This is a genomic window from Paenibacillus sp. FSL H3-0302, assembly GCF_037982245.1.
Classification (GTDB): Bacteria; Bacillota; Bacilli; order Paenibacillales; family Paenibacillaceae; genus Paenibacillus_AQ; species Paenibacillus_AQ odorifer.
Genome location: NZ_CP150284.1, coordinates 2,505,894 through 2,523,206 on the forward strand (window position 1 = coordinate 2,505,894; position 17,313 = coordinate 2,523,206).

12 protein-coding genes are annotated in these 17,313 nt (G+C 43.7%); 8 read left to right on the top strand and 4 right to left on the bottom strand.

Features of this window, described 5'->3' with window-relative positions; all coding sequences use genetic code 11:
* Positions 1-37 precede the first annotated feature (37 nt).
* Positions 38-1,015: a 5,10-methylenetetrahydrofolate reductase gene (locus tag MHH50_RS10965; protein WP_340034300.1), complete on the top strand. Its 978-nt coding sequence runs from the start codon at positions 38-40 to the stop codon at positions 1,013-1,015.
* 145 nt (positions 1,016-1,160) lie between these two features.
* Here MHH50_RS10965 and MHH50_RS10970 read toward each other — a convergent pair whose 3' ends face one another.
* Complete coding sequence (locus MHH50_RS10970; RefSeq protein ID WP_076306288.1) at positions 1,161-2,039, bottom strand: LysR family transcriptional regulator; 879 nt, start codon at positions 2,037-2,039, stop codon at positions 1,161-1,163.
* A gap of 153 nt (positions 2,040-2,192) precedes the next feature.
* Between MHH50_RS10970 and MHH50_RS10975 the strand changes: the two genes are divergently transcribed.
* A complete protein-coding gene (locus MHH50_RS10975; protein ID WP_340034301.1) occupies positions 2,193-3,557 on the top strand; it encodes an MATE family efflux transporter in 1,365 nt (454 codons plus the stop codon).
* Positions 3,558-3,610: 53 nt separating this feature from the next.
* On the opposite strand, the gene MHH50_RS10980 is transcribed toward MHH50_RS10975, so the two are convergent.
* Positions 3,611-5,353 (bottom strand): SGNH/GDSL hydrolase family protein, encoded by a 1,743-nt coding sequence (locus MHH50_RS10980; RefSeq protein WP_340034302.1) that lies wholly within the window; start codon positions 5,351-5,353, stop codon positions 3,611-3,613.
* A 241-nt stretch (positions 5,354-5,594) separates the two neighbouring features.
* Here MHH50_RS10980 and MHH50_RS10985 point away from each other — a divergent pair, with 241 nt between their 5' ends.
* Positions 5,595-8,462, top strand: coding sequence for a glycosyl hydrolase 115 family protein (locus tag MHH50_RS10985; protein WP_340034303.1), 2,868 nt, complete (start codon positions 5,595-5,597; stop codon positions 8,460-8,462).
* Between the two features lie 47 nt (positions 8,463-8,509).
* Here the strand turns inward: MHH50_RS10985 and MHH50_RS10990 are convergent, their stop codons facing one another.
* The gene (locus tag MHH50_RS10990) at positions 8,510-9,289 is read right to left on the bottom strand and encodes a helix-turn-helix domain-containing protein (RefSeq protein WP_076277455.1); all 780 of its coding nucleotides are present in this window, start codon (positions 9,287-9,289) and stop codon (positions 8,510-8,512) included.
* 129 nt (positions 9,290-9,418) lie between these two features.
* Here MHH50_RS10990 and MHH50_RS10995 point away from each other — a divergent pair, with 129 nt between their 5' ends.
* Positions 9,419-9,715, top strand: a complete 297-nt coding sequence (locus tag MHH50_RS10995) for a metalloregulator ArsR/SmtB family transcription factor (protein ID WP_038569940.1) — start codon at positions 9,419-9,421, stop codon at positions 9,713-9,715.
* Between the two features lie 127 nt (positions 9,716-9,842).
* The gene (locus MHH50_RS11000) at positions 9,843-10,865 is read left to right on the top strand and encodes an NADP-dependent oxidoreductase (RefSeq protein ID WP_076280922.1); all 1,023 of its coding nucleotides are present in this window, start codon (positions 9,843-9,845) and stop codon (positions 10,863-10,865) included.
* A 71-nt stretch (positions 10,866-10,936) separates the two neighbouring features.
* Here MHH50_RS11000 and MHH50_RS11005 read toward each other — a convergent pair whose 3' ends face one another.
* A complete protein-coding gene (locus MHH50_RS11005) occupies positions 10,937-11,746 on the bottom strand; it encodes a YheC/YheD family protein (RefSeq protein WP_076308932.1) in 810 nt (269 codons plus the stop codon).
* 162 nt (positions 11,747-11,908) lie between these two features.
* Here MHH50_RS11005 and sbnA point away from each other — a divergent pair, with 162 nt between their 5' ends.
* From sbnA to MHH50_RS11020, 3 genes are all read left to right on the top strand, one after another.
* Entirely contained in the window at positions 11,909-14,116 is a 2,208-nt protein-coding gene (gene sbnA, locus MHH50_RS11010; protein WP_340034304.1) for a 2,3-diaminopropionate biosynthesis protein SbnA, read from the top strand.
* A 24-nt stretch (positions 14,117-14,140) separates the two neighbouring features.
* Entirely contained in the window at positions 14,141-15,106 is a 966-nt protein-coding gene (locus MHH50_RS11015; protein ID WP_340034305.1) for a 2,3-diaminopropionate biosynthesis protein SbnB, read from the top strand.
* 201 nt (positions 15,107-15,307) lie between these two features.
* Positions 15,308-17,281: a serine hydrolase domain-containing protein gene (locus tag MHH50_RS11020; RefSeq protein WP_340034307.1), complete on the top strand. Its 1,974-nt coding sequence runs from the start codon at positions 15,308-15,310 to the stop codon at positions 17,279-17,281.
* Positions 17,282-17,313: the final 32 nt, after the last annotated feature.

Below are 17,313 nucleotides of genomic sequence, written 5' to 3' on the forward strand. Positions count from 1 at the left end.
CTTATCTTAAAAGCGACGAGTAGAGGGGTTTTGTAATGTGGGAGCGGCAGAGAATACATTTAAACAAAAAATATTGAGCAAAAAACCGGGTATTATAACATATGGGATGACACCACCGAAGGCAAGCCACGCACCAGAAAAGGTCTCGGAAATCGCCCAGAAACAGGTTGAGAGACTTAAAAACCTTGATTTAGATGCGTTAATTCTGTACGACGTTCAGGAAGAAGTAGACAGAGTGGATCATGAAAGACCTTATCCCTATTTACCAACGATTGATCCGGCTGTCTATGGTGATAAATATCTAAGACAGGTGGAGGTCCCAAAAATAATTTACCGGTGCGTCGGTAATGATACAAGAGCCCAGTTCGAGGATTGGGTTAAAACTGACGAAAATGAAGATAGATTTTCCGTGTATGTGGGCGCTTCGTCTAGTAAACAAGAGGTGAAATTGAATTTACCAGAGGCTTATAAGCTAAGTAAACAGCTAAATAACAATTTAACTTTTGGCGGAGTTGTCATTCCGGAAAGACATATAAAAAAGAATGATGAGCATATACGGGTTGTCGAAAAGACCAACAATGGGTGCAACTTTTTTATTACACAGGCAACTTATAATGTAGAGGCATCTAAGAATTTATTGTCTGATTTATATTATTACTATACAAATAACGGTTTTGAGATGGTTCCTATTTTATTTAATCTTGCACCATGCGGCACGGCGAAAACATTACAATTTATGAAGTGGTTAGGGATCAGTATCCCGGGATGGTTAGAAAACGAGTTGAAATACTCGAATGATATTTTGGATAAATCAATCCAGCTATCGCAAAAAATCTTTGAAGAATTACTAGATTTCGGGCTGGAGAAGGGAATTCCTATTGGTTGCAGTATTGAAAGTGTTTCAACAAGTAAGTTGGAGATTGAAGCGTCCGTACAGCTTGTTAAAGATGTGAAGGCTATTTTGGATAAGAAGCTGCCGAGTCATGAATCCAACATAAAGCAATCAATCATGTAACATATTGCAAAGAACTAGGAAGTAGCGGATGGATTTTGCTAAGCCACCCTACTGCTCAGGATTACCTATTATGTTGGGCTATAAGCTGCTTCCGGTACACGATCGGAGGCAGCTTTTTTAGCTATATGCTTACAGATTCGCGAGTTTAATGATAGGTATCTTTTATAAATTGAATAAAACGTGCTGTTGCGGAGCTAAATAGATTGTTCTTTTTCCAAGCTAATACATGACCTGTCGTACGTTCAGGTTCAAATGGAACAAAACAAGTTTGCTCGCTTTCTCGGATGGTATATGAACCACTCACACAAATGGCATACCCAAGCTTTTGTTCTACCAGCAGCATGGCATTTGTCAGCAGATTGTGTGAGGCAAAGATACATAAGCTGCCATTTTCAACTCCAAGCCAGCTCGTAATTTCATTTTGTACAAGAGTACGGCGGGGGAGGATTAGAGGTAAAGAAAGAATATCCTCAATTCCAATAGAGATTTTCTGGGCTAGAGGGTCATCCCGTCGCATCAGAATTCCCCACTTTTCCTGATAAGGCAGACGAATGTAGTCATATTTGGCGGCTTCAATGGGTTCCAATAATATACCTATATCAATATATCCCCGGTCTAGCTTTTCTCGAATATCATCACCATCCGCACTATATATTTCATATTGTACTTTCGGATGCCGATTGGAGAACTCTTCTAGTAACTTTGGTAATGCCTTGGATACAGAGGATTCAACACAACCTATCGAAACTACTCCGCCAACTAGCTCTTTTTGCTCTGCCAGATCCCGTTCTGTTTTATCCAATAGCGCAACAATTTCTTTTGCCCGCTGCTGAAAGAGAAGTCCACTATCTGTTAATGTAATCTGTCTTTTTCCCCGAATAAACAAGCCGGTTCCCAATTCTTCTTCTAGATCCATAAGCTGTCTACTTAATGTTGGCTGGGTAATGTGGAGAATTTCTGCTGCTTTTGTTATATTACCAACCTTAGCCACGGTTAAAAAATATCTGAGAACACGCACATCCATTATTTTTAACATCCTTTCAAATTACAGCTGATATATTAGCATTGTCATATATATGCATTTTAGGCATGGTAAGTAATCCAACATAGGTATTAGATATTTATCGCTTTTGAATTTACCATAGATTTAATACCAATACAAAACGGAGCTAATCCTATGAGTAAACTGGAAAGTGCGATTACGAAACCAAGATTATTTTCAGACAAAGAACTAATGAAATTATTCCTGCCATTAATTATTGAACAATTATTAGAAGCATTGGTAGGGTTGGTGAATTCTATCATGGTAGCTTCTGTTGGAGAATCAGCAGTATCGGGTGTATCTTTAGTTGAAATGGTCATGTTACTGTTGATTAGCTTATTTGCAGCATTAGCTACTGGAGGAACGGTAATTGTCGGTCAATATCTTGGAAAAAAGCAAGCGCATCAGGCTAGAGAAGCAGCGAATCAATTAGTTTGGTTTACGGGTGCAGCTGGGTTAGTGATTATGATATTGATTTATTTGCTGAAGGGTTTTATTTTAAATGGGCTTTTTGGAACGATTACAGAAGAGGTATATGGGCATGCCAATACTTATTTATTAATTGTTGGGGCTTCCGTTCCTTTCTTGGCTCTATATAATGCAGGTGCAGCCGTATTCAGAACGATGGGAAACTCCAAGCTGCCTATGCAAATTATGTTGGTTGTGAATCTTGTGAATATAGCAGGGAATGCGCTATTGGTTTATGGTTTTGACATGGGGACAGCCGGCATCGCGATTCCAACTTTAATTTCCAGAACGGGCGCTGCTATTTGTATTCTTGTGTTAATCTCTAACCCTAAGAATCTCCTCTATCTGAAAAAGACCTTGCGGCATAAATTTGATACTAAGATGATTAAACAGATTATGAGAATTGGTGTCCCTTATGGGCTGGAAAATGGCATGTTTTATATTGGAAGGTTATTGATATTGAGTTTGGTGTCCACATTTGGAACGGCGGCAATAGCAGCAAATTCAGTAGGAAGTACTATTGCTTCCTTGCAGGCATTACCTGGAATGGCGATTGGTTTAGGGTTGTCTGTTGTTATTTCTCGATGTGTGGGGGCTGGGGATTATGCTCAAGCTAGATATTATACGAGAAGGATTATTGGTTTTATTTATATGGCACAGGTAGTCAGTTCTATTGTGAGTTTAGCTTTATTTCCAAGCATATTAAGCATCTATCATTTTTCAGCAGAAGCGGAACTCTGGGCAACAAAGATTGTGTGGAGTCATGCGATCATTATGATGTTGATCTGGCCTTTTGGAAATACGCTGCCCACGGTTTTTCGAGCTGCTGGAGACGCCAAATTTCCTATGGTCATCAGTATGATTACTATGATTTGTTGTAGAATTATGTTTGCTTATATATTGGTATATTGGCTGCATATGGATATGTTTGCAACGTGGATCGCAGTTTATTGCGATTGGCTGATCAAAGGGGTTCTGTTTATTTGGCGGTATGTTAGAGGGAAATGGACAAAATTCCATGCGATACAATAAGGATAACCCCGATGTAGATTACATCGGGGTTGTCATCTCTCTAGGTCAACTCACTAAACATTATAGCCGAAGCCAAGTATAGTAAAAGACTTGTCCTGATCTTCCGGCACCATTCTGATTTCTACCTGATGCTCCCCGCTAACCTCATTTTGATAAAGAATTACCGGATTGCAATGTGTCCAGTTATTCTCATGTGGATCAGCGGTGACTACAAGACAACCATCGACGTAAATGTTCGCCTTGCCGAATTCGCTGCTGCCAGAATCCTTGTATACGAGGATGAGATTTTTGCTTGTTATCGTCAGCTTGAAGCTGTGTTCCCCAGAAGACGCTGAATGCATCCAATTATGAGGGAATTCCGGAGTTCCGAAAGGATTGGCATCCATTTCTACCCGCTGCAAATCGGTATCGATCCCCGAAAATCCGCCCACCTCGATCCTGCCTGCGTCAATATGGCTTTTGCGGTCCAGCAGGAGGGTTCCCGCAAAATCATTCCCGATGACCGGATGTTGATCCAATAGGAGATCATCTTCGTCCATTAGCGTTTTGTGGGTTTCGGAGAATAAATAAGCCAGACAATCAGCCATCACCCGGTGACCATCATTAGTAGGATGATAGATATCATAGAAAAATTGCCGTTTCGAGAGGATGTTCCCCTCATTTTTGCTTAGGCGGAACTGCCCGGATACCGCATCTTTTACACTAACCATAGGAAGATTATAACGCCGCCCAATGGGGGAGAGTCGTTCCTGCAGGTTCCAGTCATTCATAAACACGCTGAACAGGAGAACTACTGCCGGTCTATTATCGGCGGAAAGTATTTTTAGGCATAAGCTTTCAAAACAGTTGCCTTTCGTTTCATCCCCTTCGTCGTTTACCGCAAATTCTACCACCACGATATCAGGTGTTACAGAACCTTCCCGGAGAATATCCCTTTCATAACGGATGACCCCAAGCTCGGACGGTGTTCCACCTACCCCAGCCTTCACAAAATGGATGTTCTCACCACCATTCGTACCGAATAATTCCTTAAATCTCAGATACGATTGGTAGGCATAACATTCTGTATGGATCGGTTTAGCGCCTGCTCCCTGAGTAATGGAACCCCCAATATAAGCAATCGTGATATCCTCACCTTTTATAGCCTTATGGATGGCCGTTTTTAATCTTTTATTATTGCCCGGATGAAGCAAGGATTGGGTAATGATCTCCCGGTATTCGTTAGAATCAAACGCTACAGGCGGTTCAATGATTAGCTCTGGTACAGAATAACCGTCATGCAAATAAAAAATTATACTCGCGATGGCCAGTTCGCCTTCATGTTTAAATTCAAAAGCGAATTTGCCGAGCACTGCATCCTCTTCAGACCATTCCAAATCCTCTAACTTCAAGAGGACTTCTGAACCGTCGGAGGGACAGGGCACACGTATGCTGCTGCCTGTTTCGTATTTGCTGGTTTTGCCCCAGTTCTGCAATAGAAAAGAGATAGGCTCGTTCTGCTCATGATCCCTTCTCACAGACACTCCGATACTATGGACTAATTTGCGAAATCCAACACAGTTTCCTAGCAGCTCCAGTATTGTCTCATCAGTGACGCCGCCAATATATCTGGCCTTGTCGATTAGATAGTTACCTTCCAGATAAACTTCCTGTGAAGGTGGACCTTCGGCCCGGGCTGTCGCCTCAATCGCTGTTTCGTAGAGCACAAAAAAACCGTTCCTGCGTTCAGCCGGGTCCTTGGGCGCCTTTGGACCTTCAATCTTGCCACCTGTAATGACCCCGTTATTGTTTTTCATATTGATCATCCTCGCTTTTTGTATAAGCTTTTCTTGTTATGGATGCGTTTGCAAAAAACATGCTTCTGTTAGAAGGAATACCTGTTAACAGTAACACCAAATATCCAGATTGTTCAACCGATAAACAAAGTTTCGTTTAATAATTACAAAAAGTTGCTAGTTTACACATGGAAGTTGAAATCGCTTACTTATATAATGTGCCTAGTCATACGAAAATAGGATGCTTAAGGGGAGAATTATCATGCCTACGAAGGAATTGCACCTTGTGAAGCAGGGCAGTGCTGCCAAGATTTACCTAGACCCCAAGGGGAAAGATTATGAGGGATTACGCCGGGTGGCACAGTCTTTTGCAGCAGATGTTAAACAGGTAACAGAGGTTGAGCCTGAGATATATACACAATTGAACGAATTGGATGGAACAGTCATAATCACTGGATCGATAGGGAGTAATGATTTTATCGATGATTTAATCGCGGAGGGAACCGTTGATGTATCGGTCATCCAAGGTAAAAGAGAATGTTATAAAATTCAGGTGGTTGAACAACCCACAGCGGAAGTGGACAAGGCGCTCGTCATTGTAGGAAGTGATAAACGGGGGACGATTTACGGGTTGTATTCGATCTCCGAAAAGATTGGAGTTAGTCCTTGGGTGTACTGGGCGGATATTGTGCCGGAGAAGAAGCCGGCATTGTCCATTCCTGATAACCAGCTTCATGTGATCTCCAAGGAGCCTTCGGTTAAATATAGAGGTATTTTTTTGAATGACGACTGGCCGTCTTTAGGTTCTTGGGTAACTCAAAGATTTGGTGACTTTAATGAAGATTTCTATGACAAGGTATTTGAACTCATTCTTCGCTTGAAGGGGAATTATTTATGGCCGGCGATGTGGAGCGCCGAATTCAGCCTGAATGGTAAAAGCAGCCCGATTGCCAACGCCAAGCATGCACAAGAATACGGAATTATTATGGGGACCTCCCATCATGAACCCTTATTCCGGGCAGGCAGTGAATGGCAGAAGGTATACAGCCAATACGGAACAAGTAACCTATGGGATTTCGCCCGTAATAAACAGGCGATTACAGATTTCTGGGAAGACGGAATCAAGCGTAATCAGGACTTTGATAACTTGATTACCCTAGGCATGCGGGGGGAAAGTGACTCTGCGCTGGAGGGCTCCGATCAGGAGAATATTGATCTGCTTAAGGATATTATACTTACGCAAAAAGAACTATTGAAGAAATACAATCTTGAACATGCGCCGCAAATTTTGGCCGTTTATAAGGAAGTTGAGAAGTACTGGTATGGCACTTCCGGGGTGGAAGGGTTGAAGGACTGGGATGTTCTGAATGACGTTACGATCCTGCTTGCTGACGATAACTTTGGCAATCTCCGCAAAATCCCGACGAAAAACGAACGTAACCGCAGCGCAGGATGGGGGATGTATTATCATTTTGACTACCATGGTGGTCCGCATTCCTATGAATGGTTAAATACGACCCCGCTTGAAAAAGTCTGGGAGCAAATGTGTATGGCATTTGACTATGGCATCCGTGATGTATGGATTGTGAACGTCGGGGATTTGAAGCCTATGGAATTGCCCATTTCCTACTTTCTGGATTTGGCCTACGATTTTGAGGCTTGGGGGACAGGTGCAATCAATCGGACTGTGGAATACACCAACCGTTGGGTAGAGCAGCAATTCGGATATGTGCTGGAACAAGAGACATGTCTGGGAATCGCACAATTGTTAGGGGATTATATCCGGATGAACGGTCGGCGCAAGCCTGAAATTATTTATCCGTCCACCTTCAGTCCTATCCATTACAATGAGGCGCACAGAGTTCTGGAGCAAGCGGTGATGATCGAGAAGGCTGCCGGCAAATACGATGAGCTAATCCCGGAACAACTAAAGGATGCTTACTTCCAGCTCGTATATTTCCCTGCTGTTGCCTCGGCCAATGTGGTCAAAATGCAAATTTATGCTGGACTGAACCATCTATACGCTAAGCGAAATAGTATGTTGGCAAATACTTACGCTGCTCTGACCCGCGAAACCATCGAACGGGATAAGTATCTGGAGCTGGTTTATAATAGCGGAATTTCGGATGGAAAATGGCAGGGAATGATGAGTTCCCCTCATGTAGGGTATATACATTGGAATGCAGAAGGGTGGAAATATCCGGATGTAAACACCTTGACGCCCGCCAGAGGTTCTTTAATGATTGTCGATGTGGAAGGAACGGAACAAGCGTATGTTTCCGGCACAGCTAATCTTCCGGTATTTACAAATCTCCAAAAAGAAAACTATCGCATCACAATCAGTAACGGTGGAGAAGCGGGTTTTGAATATCAGGTGCGGAGCAGCGTAGATTGGATCAAGCTTGAGAAAATACGCGGCTGGATTGAGGCAGGGGAGACGCTTCAGGTTTCCGTAGATTGGGAGAAGGTCAAAGAAGCATCGACGGGCGAAATTACGATCTCCGGTGCCGGGAATATAGTTAAGGTGAAGGCAGCCGTGGATTGGATAGACATTCCGGATATGCCACCGATGACATTCATCGAGACCCATAATATCGTGTCCATTGAAGCGGAGCATACCATAACTCGTGTTTCGAAATCAGGGGTGGTATGGAAGACCATTGACAGCTATGGACGTTCTTTATCCTCGGTTAAAATGTTTCCGGATGCTGTATCTTTTGAACAACCGGAGGATGCTCCTTGTCTGGAATATCAGATTCTAGTGCAGCAGGACACCGATTATAGCTTAACCGCGTATATTGCGCCGACAAACAATCTGTCACAAACTAGCGGGTTAAAATATGCGATAAGCTTCGATGATCAGGCACCCGTGATTAAGGATGCTTTACCAACGAACTTTGAAGGCGGCAATCATGATAATGAACCATGGTGCCGCGCGGTTATGGACAATATTCATGCTGTGACCACCAGCCATGCTTTAACGAAGGGTCTTCATACCCTCCGCTTTTACGGATTGGATGCGGGTCTGGTTCTGCAAAAGCTTGTATTGTCCGCTGCCCAGCTTCCTTATTCCTATTTAGGGCCGGAGGAGAGCTTTTATACTAGCGGGACGGCGTCCATTCTTAGTTAGGTTGAATTAAAAGGGCGAACAACTAGGTTGTTGCTTCGAATCCTCCGTTATTTCAGGGCAGATGACGGAGGATAACCCTTTATATTTTTGAAAACGTTGCTGAAGTAGGCGACATCTTGATAACCACAGTGCGCTGCCACTTCGGACACATTAAAACCACCTGCCGATAGAATCATCTCAGCATTGTTCACGCGCACCTTGTTTATAAATTCTTTACAGGTGGAGCCAGTGTTCTGCTTAAACAGCTTACCAAGATATACGGGATTTAGGGCAACCCAATCTGCCAGCTCCTTGATCGTAACTTCCTCCGAATAATGATCCATGATATAGGTCATCACTTTTTGGATTCTTAGATCTATCAGAGGTGTTTCTTGATGGTGGGCGATACTTAATAAGCGGTACACAATCAGTTGAAAGATGGCCCGGGCCTTCATTTTGTAGAAAGGTTGTTTGCCCATCCAGATATGTGAGAATTCTTTAATATCCTCTAGAATCTCTTTAGTTCTCCAATTCCTAGTTACAGTCTCAAAAGGGAGCTGCACATGATTGTCCTCACCCTCCCAGAAGAAATTGAAGGCAAAGGAACGCATGGGTGCCTCCTTGAAAGTCTGAGCTTCCCGAATGCTGCCAGAAGGGGCATAGAGCATATCCCCGGCTTCAACCGTGAATTTCTCTCCATTAATAAAATAGTCAGACTTTCCTTCTACGATGAAGGTAAGATCATGGAAATCAATTTTACTCCTCGTAATCTCCCAATCCGGGAAGGATCGGCGATCAACGAACAAAAAAACACGGGGAACAAGATTTTCGTATTTGGTAATGTCCATTTCTACCACCCCTCTTTCCTTATAAATAGATCCGCGCTAATGCCGATTGGTATATTATACAAAAATGAATCCGATTAAGAAATGGGATTGTAAATTGACTTTGCGCAATCAGAAGAATACAATAGTTTTATGACTATCGAACAATATTCCTTAAAAGATGATGAAAAGCGAGTGAAGATTTTTAAAGCATTAGCAGAAGTGAAACGAATTGAAATGATTCGTTATCTTCATCTCCATAAGGAGAACAATACATGTGGGTCCATTGGTGAATCTATGGGAATGGACAAATCCAATGTGTCGTACCATCTGAAGATTTTGTATGAAGCTGATTTAGTAAGTGTCACACGTATGGGGCAGAATAAGATTAGCCAGCTTCGAGAGGATACGTTTAGCGAATTATTACCGGGTTTCTTGGACAGTTTATAATATGTCCGGAAACCTATAATTTTTTCTTGATAGTTTGATAGTTTTATAACTATTTGATAATCATGTACAGGGTTTGGTTAATAGTTATAGGTAGCAGCAAAAATAAATATTAATGGAGTAGTGATCTATGAATCAGTTGAAAAATAAACAGGTCCTGTTAATTTCACGTCCTGTAGGCATGCCAACCCAGCAAAATTTCGAGTTCAAAGATATTCCTGTAGTTGAAGCAAAAGAAGGACAAGTTGTTGTACGTACGTTGTATTTGTCAGTGGATCCTTATATGCGCGGAAGAATGAATGATTCTAAATCGTATATTCCTCCGTATCAGCTTAATGAAGTCATCGCTGGAGGACTTGTGGGAGAGATTGTAGAATCCAAATCGGAGCGATTCAAAGCTGGAGATAAAGTCATCGGTATGCTGGGCTGGCAGTTATATAATACTGTAGATGCTAAAGCAGTAACCAAAATCGATGATTCGATTGCACCTGTATCGGCTTACTTAAGTGTTCTAGGTTTAACAGGGCTCACTGCATATTTCGGTTTACTTGATATCGGGCAGCCGAAAGAAGGAGAGACTGTCGTAGTGTCTGGAGCAGCGGGTTCAGTGGGGATGTTTGTTGGACAGATTGCCAAAATCAAAGGCGCTCGTGTCGTTGGGATCGCAGGTAGCGATGATAAATGCGACTATTTGAAAAAAGAACTTGGCTTTGATGCAACCATTAATTATAAAACAACGGAAAATTTAGGCCAGGCTTTGGAAGAAGCATGTCCAAAGGGTGTTGATGTTTATTTTGACAACGTGGGTGGATCGATTTCAGATGCTGTGATGAACTTGCTTAATGATTATGCACGTATTCCCCTATGTGGCGCTATTTCTTCCTATAATAGTACAGATGGAGATATGGGTCCACGTATTCAGAGCAGATTGATCAAAACCCGCTCCCTTATCAAAGGATTCGTTCTTAGTGATTACGCAGCCCGCCAGTCAGAAGGACTTCAAGAGCTTGGAAAATGGCTAACAGAAGGTAAATTAAAATATGAAGAAACAGTTGTTGAAGGATTCGATAATGTGGTTGAAGCATTCCTGCAATTGTTCCAAGGTGCGAACCTCGGGAAGATGCTTGTTAAGGTGAGCGACTCCGAATTCTAAAACAACACAAACAGCTCTGGTAGAGATTTTTATATATCAGGGCTGTTTGTATTATTACCAATCAAATCCGTTCAGACCATACCCTGTTTGGACTTCATGCATTTAAGATTGTATGTGCGGCCATAGGCTTTTGCATATTTGACGATTCGCTCAATCATGCTGGTGTCATTCAGTTTGGTAAACGGGCACGGATCGGGGGCAGTATTTACTTCCAAGATCCATGGTTTAAGGCGTCGATCCAAAGCAATATCCACACCGATTTCCTGCAGGCCGGGATAGGCTGTGCTCAGCTGTCTGGCGGAGTTCACTCCGATTTGTTGCATGGACCGGATCAACGCGCTACTATTCTCTACGTTTGTGTAGGATTCTAATAATGCCTCTACCGGATAAATCGTTCCCCCTTGGCTCCCATTCGTAACCACTTTGCGAGGATGAGCTACGCGACCCGCAATGCCTGTAGCTTCCCACCCACCCTTAAGATTTCTTTGCACCATAACCCGGATATCAAATGGCCTTCCCTCATAAACCAAAAGCCAAATCCCTTTTTGCACCAAATAGGACTTTCCTTGGGTCTCGCTAGAGATTGCCCGATAAGCCATCTCGTAATCAGAAAATGTATGTTTATGCGTACCGGACTGATAGCTGTAGGCTGGTCGTTTTTTGGAGGAATGATCTTGCGATCTTTCAATCCGGATTACACCCTGTCCCAAAGATCCACAGCAGGGCTTAATGTACACCATTTTATGTTTTTGCAACATCTCATAGAGTACGTTTTTATTCATTTTTTTCGTTATCGGGATATACTTCCTTAGCTCTTGTTTTCTAAGCAGTACCCTTGTTTTCGTCAGCTTATTGGATATCCGCCGTATTGGCTCCTTCATTTTGTTCCTCCGTTCTATATATCTATAGGCTATATTACGGGAATACGCAGTTTTTGCTTGGGCAAACACAGAATAATAGAACACATGCAAAGAATTCTACATATGAATATTGGAGGCATTTATTAAACTTGGGCTGCAGCATGCGGTCAACGGGAGGCGGCTATGATGCTGCTCGGGAAATTGCAGAATAAGGTGCAAGAAGTAATGGACGAATACCCTTGGTACAAGGGGCTGATTGATGGGGAGAAAACGAATTATAACCTGCAGAACTTACCTCTTATGTCTTCGAAAACACTTGAAACCTTCTATTATAACCAACCCATCGATCCTTCTTGGACTGTTTATAGGACGTCTGGTACAAGCTCAGGCCGTAGAAAAGCAATCCTCTACTCTGAGGAAGATGACAAACACTATGTGGATATTAAAACGAAGCTATTCGGCGAGCTTATTGCGGGAAGCGGATGTAACAGAGCGTTGGCGGATATGGGCACTGGACATGCAGCAAACACTGCGCTGACCATTTTTGAAAGGTTAGGATTGGAGAAAAGTTCAATACCCTTTGAACTGCCAATCGAACAGCATATTGAACAGCTTAAAGCTTTTAAACCTGACTTGCTCTATACGATGCCGTCCATCCTTGACCATATCGTATATGCTGCCGGAAACCCGCGTGATTTCGGAATTCGCAAGATTATTTTGGTAGGGGAAATTGCTCCGCCTGAGTGGCAGCGGAATATGGCTGGCTTGTTTGGTATTGATCCTAGAGATATCATCGATACTTACGGCTCCATTGAAATTGGTACGATCGCTTATTACTCCCATGATCACGGCAGGTACATTTTTGCCGACGGAATTTTTGCGGAAGGAATCGGGGTTCAGGAGTTAGACGAAGAAGTAAGGCCGCTTCGAAACAATGAAAGTATTCTGGTGCTTACCTCAACTGTCCGCAAGATGCTGCCAGCTCTTCGTTTTGTTACTTATGACGTCGTAAGGGATTTTAGGCCTGTGATGATAGACGGCGTTGAACAACAAAGCTTTGAGTCCATTGTAAAAAGAGTGGGTCAAGAACTGAAGCACGGTGAGAAGATCAGCCTGTACGATATCGAACAGGTCGTATACCGTCATATTGAAGATGCAATCATTCGGGTCAAAGTAAAAAACAATGCGCTCTCTATTTATATCATGAGTAAATCTGTGAAGCCCTCTATTATTCCGGTAATCAAAGAGGAAATCAGGGAGTGTATTCCGGAAATCGGGATGATGATTCGCAACCATCTCCTTGATGATATTGAGATCATTATAGTAGCTAAAGGGGAGTCGCTGGCCAGCGGGCAGGTCAAGAACAAGAAGTTATATTATCAGAAGGACAAAGCTAAGGTGGACATAAATATCCAAGGCGGTATCTTGTCGACTATCGGAAAAACGCCATTAATCAAGCTGAATAATCTGTTCCAGAACAGTGAGTTCGAAGTCTACGCAAAAATGGAACTGCTAAATCCGGGAGGAAGTGCGAAAGACCGTCCAGCTCTGCGGATGATCCATGAGGCATGGAAGGAAGGGAAAATCGGGCCGGGAACTACTATTATTGAGTCAAGTTCGGGAAATATGGCGATTAGCTTGGCGATGATTTGCCAATATTTAGGGCTGCGGTTTATTAGCGTGGTTGATCCAAGAACCACCACAACAAATCTGCAGATTCTGAAAACATTAACTGCAAAAATTGACTTTGTTAGCGATCCCGACCCCGAGACCGGTGAATATCTGCCTGCTAGACTGAATCGAGTGCAGCGACTCTTGGAGGAAATACCGGGCAGCTACTGGCCGAATCAATATGCAAACGCAAATAACTATTTGTCCCACTACCATACGACCATGAAAGAAATCGTGACTGAGCTTGGCGAAGTAGATTATTTGTTTTGCAGCGTAAGTACATGCGGCACGATTCGAGGTCTCGCGGAATATGTAAGGGATCATGGTCTGAAGACTAAGATTGTTGCCGTCGATGCGGAGGGAAGTACTATTTTTGGTGGCAACAAAGAGAAACGGCGGTTCCCGGGACTGGGTGCTGGCATCGTACCCCCTTTCTGCAGAACGGATTTAATCGACCGTATCGTGCATGTCTCAGACTTGGATATCGTAAAAGGATGCCGAGCACTCGCTCAGAATGAATCGATTCTGGCCGGTGCATCCTCAGGGGCTAACCTTGCCGCTGTTAGGCGTATGGAGCAAGAATTGGCTCCAGGATCTGTCTGTGCGGTGATCCTGCATGACAAAGGGGAGCGTTACCTCGATACGGTATACTCTGACCCATGGATTCAGAATGAATTTGGGCAGGAGTTCTCGGCTGACGGTGGAGATGTCCTTGCTTAACGAGCGGCAAAAGGAGGTTGTGGAATGCTGTATTTAAACGATCGGGACATCCGGGAGGTGGGGCTTGATTGGCCTTCTCTCGTGGAATCGATAGAAACTACGGTGCGCATACTTGATTCTGGAGATTACGCGCAGCCCGTAAAACCTTATCTAAGGTATAAAAATCCTCAAAATCGTATTATTGCAATGCCCGCATACGTAGGGGGGAACGTGAACGCAGCAGGGATCAAATGGATTTCCAGCTTCCCGGATAATATCCAGGTTGGTCTTCCCCGCGCGCATAGCATCATTGTCTTGAATGATCCCATTACGGGCGAGCCTATATCCGTCCTAAGCTCTCCGCTCCCCAGCATCGTAAGGACAGCTTCCATCAGTGGACTGATGATTGGCTACTTTTTGCAGGCACGTTCACTTGAACGGATTTATCTTGGCATTATCGGCTGGGGACCAATCGGGCAATATCATTTTCAAATGGTTATGGCATTGTACGGAGATCGAGTTGAACGTGTCCGCATCTTTGATATAAGGGAAGTAGATTTGTCAGACATCTCATCTATATATAAGAATAGGATAGAAGTGGAGGAGACGTGGTCGGACGTTTATCGAAAGTCCAATATCTTTATCACCTGTACCGTATCCAATCATAGATATATCGATATGCTTCCGGCGGAAGGTAGTCTTCTACTGAATATTTCACTGCGTGATTATAAGCCTGAGGCATTAGCTTCGGTGAAGGCCATAATCGTCGACGACTGGGATGAGGTGTGCCGCGAGAATACTGACATACAGCAGCTCCATCTGAAACATGGGTTAACTCGTGCCGATACCCGAATGATTACCGATGTCGTCTCGCGCCATTGCCTGAATGAACTCAGAGCAGATGAGCCGATTTTCTTTTGTCCGATGGGGATGGCGGTTTTTGATATCGCAACAGCGGTATACTTCGTGAAGAAGGCTAGAGAAAAAGGGATCGGGACTGAGCTACAGTAAGGTTGTAGGCATACGTTCGCTATGGGATTTTTTATAGATTTTTCTGATGTAACTAGACTATGATCCGTCACTTTTAAGGGTGGATTGCTGTCTAGTTTTTTTATTGTCTTGTTAACGTTCCATTCATAATACTCTGATAATCTCTATAAGTGTTAGGCGGATGATCATCCACCCCAATAAATGATGACTCGGAGGATAATAATGTTGACACCTATGAAAAAAAGGCTGATCGCTGGTCTGACCCTATTAGCTGTGATTAGTGCCGGCTTTGGCGCAAGCTTGGTATTTCCCGGGAAACAGGCCTCGGCTGAGAACCAAACGGGTCAAACCGGACTGCCGGCAGCGCAAATTGAAGCATTTGCCAATCTCGATGATACCTCGGGACTGACTAGCTTCGTTGATGGAATTATGGAAAAAGATATGAACCGGCTGCAAATTCCGGGAGCGGTTATCTCCATTGTAAAAGACGGCAAGATTATTTTGGCCAAAGGTTATGGCAGTTCCAATCTGGAAGAAGCGGCACCGGTTAATCCGACAACCAGCATGTTTCGAATCGCTTCAACAACAAAGCTGTTCACCTGGACAGCGGTGATGCAAATGGTCGAACAAGGTAAGATAGATCTGGACACTGATATTAACACCTACCTGAAATCAGTGAAGATCCCTGCTACATATCCTGAGCCGATCACGATGCGCCATTTGATGACACATACAGCGGGGTTTGAAGAGGGTGGAGTGGGTTATCAAATCACTACCGACCCTGCCAAATTGCCGGGATCAATCTCGGAAACACTCAATAAGCATATGCTGGCACGGGTAAGACCCCCCGGAGAGATGAGTTCTTATTCGAACTTCGGGGCTACTCTCGCGGGTCTGATTGTGGAGGAAGTCAGCGGTGTTCCTTACAATGACTATATACAAAAGTATATTTTCGATCCGCTCGACATGAAATATTCGACGGTGGTAGAGCCTTTGCCGGAGTCATTCATACCCAATCAAGTTGTAGGGTACACGAGTGAGAACGGCAGCTTTATTCCTGGCACACCTACCTTCGAGGGCGGCTTTCGTCCTGCCGGCTCGGGTACAGTATCAGCAGTAGACATGGCGCACTTTATGATTGCCCATCTGCAGAACGGGAAATATGGTGACCAGCAGATTCTTAGAACGGAGACTGCAGAACTAATGCATTCAACGGCGTACCAATTCGATAAACGTATGCCGGGAGTAGATCTGGGGTTCTCTGAGAAACGCATCAATGGTCTTAGACTAATCACTCATGGTGGTTCCGACCCCATGTTTAATACAGAGTTTTATCTTGTGCCTGCCAAGCATGTAGGTATCTTTGTTTCCTATAACGGCGGTCAGGGCGGTGATTCCGCGGCAAGCCTAGTCCATGCCTTTTTTGAGCGCTATTATCCCGATCCTGAAGCGAAGCAGCCTGAATTCTCCACTTCTGCAGAATCTGTTCAGAAATATGCGGGAACCTATCAATTCACACGCCGTAACCACAGTGATATTGATAAATTTTTCAATTTTTTTGCCCAGCTAAATGTTAAGGTAAAGGATAATAAGCTATCTTTGGGAAGTGGTAGTGAACAACAGTTGTATAGAGAAATCGCTCCGAATCTGTTCCAGCTCGAGGGAGGCACCGAACAAATCGGCTTCCGCACAAATGATACCGGTAAGGTTACACATATGCTCTTAGGTATGGCACCGGAAATGCCACTGGAGCGTACGCCACTCTTGAATCAGAATAAGTTTTGGCTTATCGTACTTGGCGGCTCGGGGTTGATTTTCATCACTGCATTGCTTGGACTAATCTTCTCCAGACGCAAGATCAAGGCGATGACGCCTCCGGAAAAGTGGGCCATCCGCTTATCTGCGGGAACTGCTGGGTGGGCGCTGCTATCTTTCGTTACGATATTTATGGTGGTTATGTCCATGGATACGATGCAGAAGTTCAGCGGTATCAGTCTTTCGCTTTCTCTCAGTTTAGTTATGCCAATCCTTTTGGTTGGACTGACTTTAGCTTTGCTAATCTCGGCTATACTGGTTTGGAAGAATAAATACTGGACAGCTTTCAAGCGTGTGCATTATACACTAGTGGCACTTTCGGCTGTAGTGATGACTCTGTTTTTCTACTATTGGAACCTGTTGGGTTGGCAGTTCGGATAACTTCGTTTCTTGTCAAGAATATATCATATATA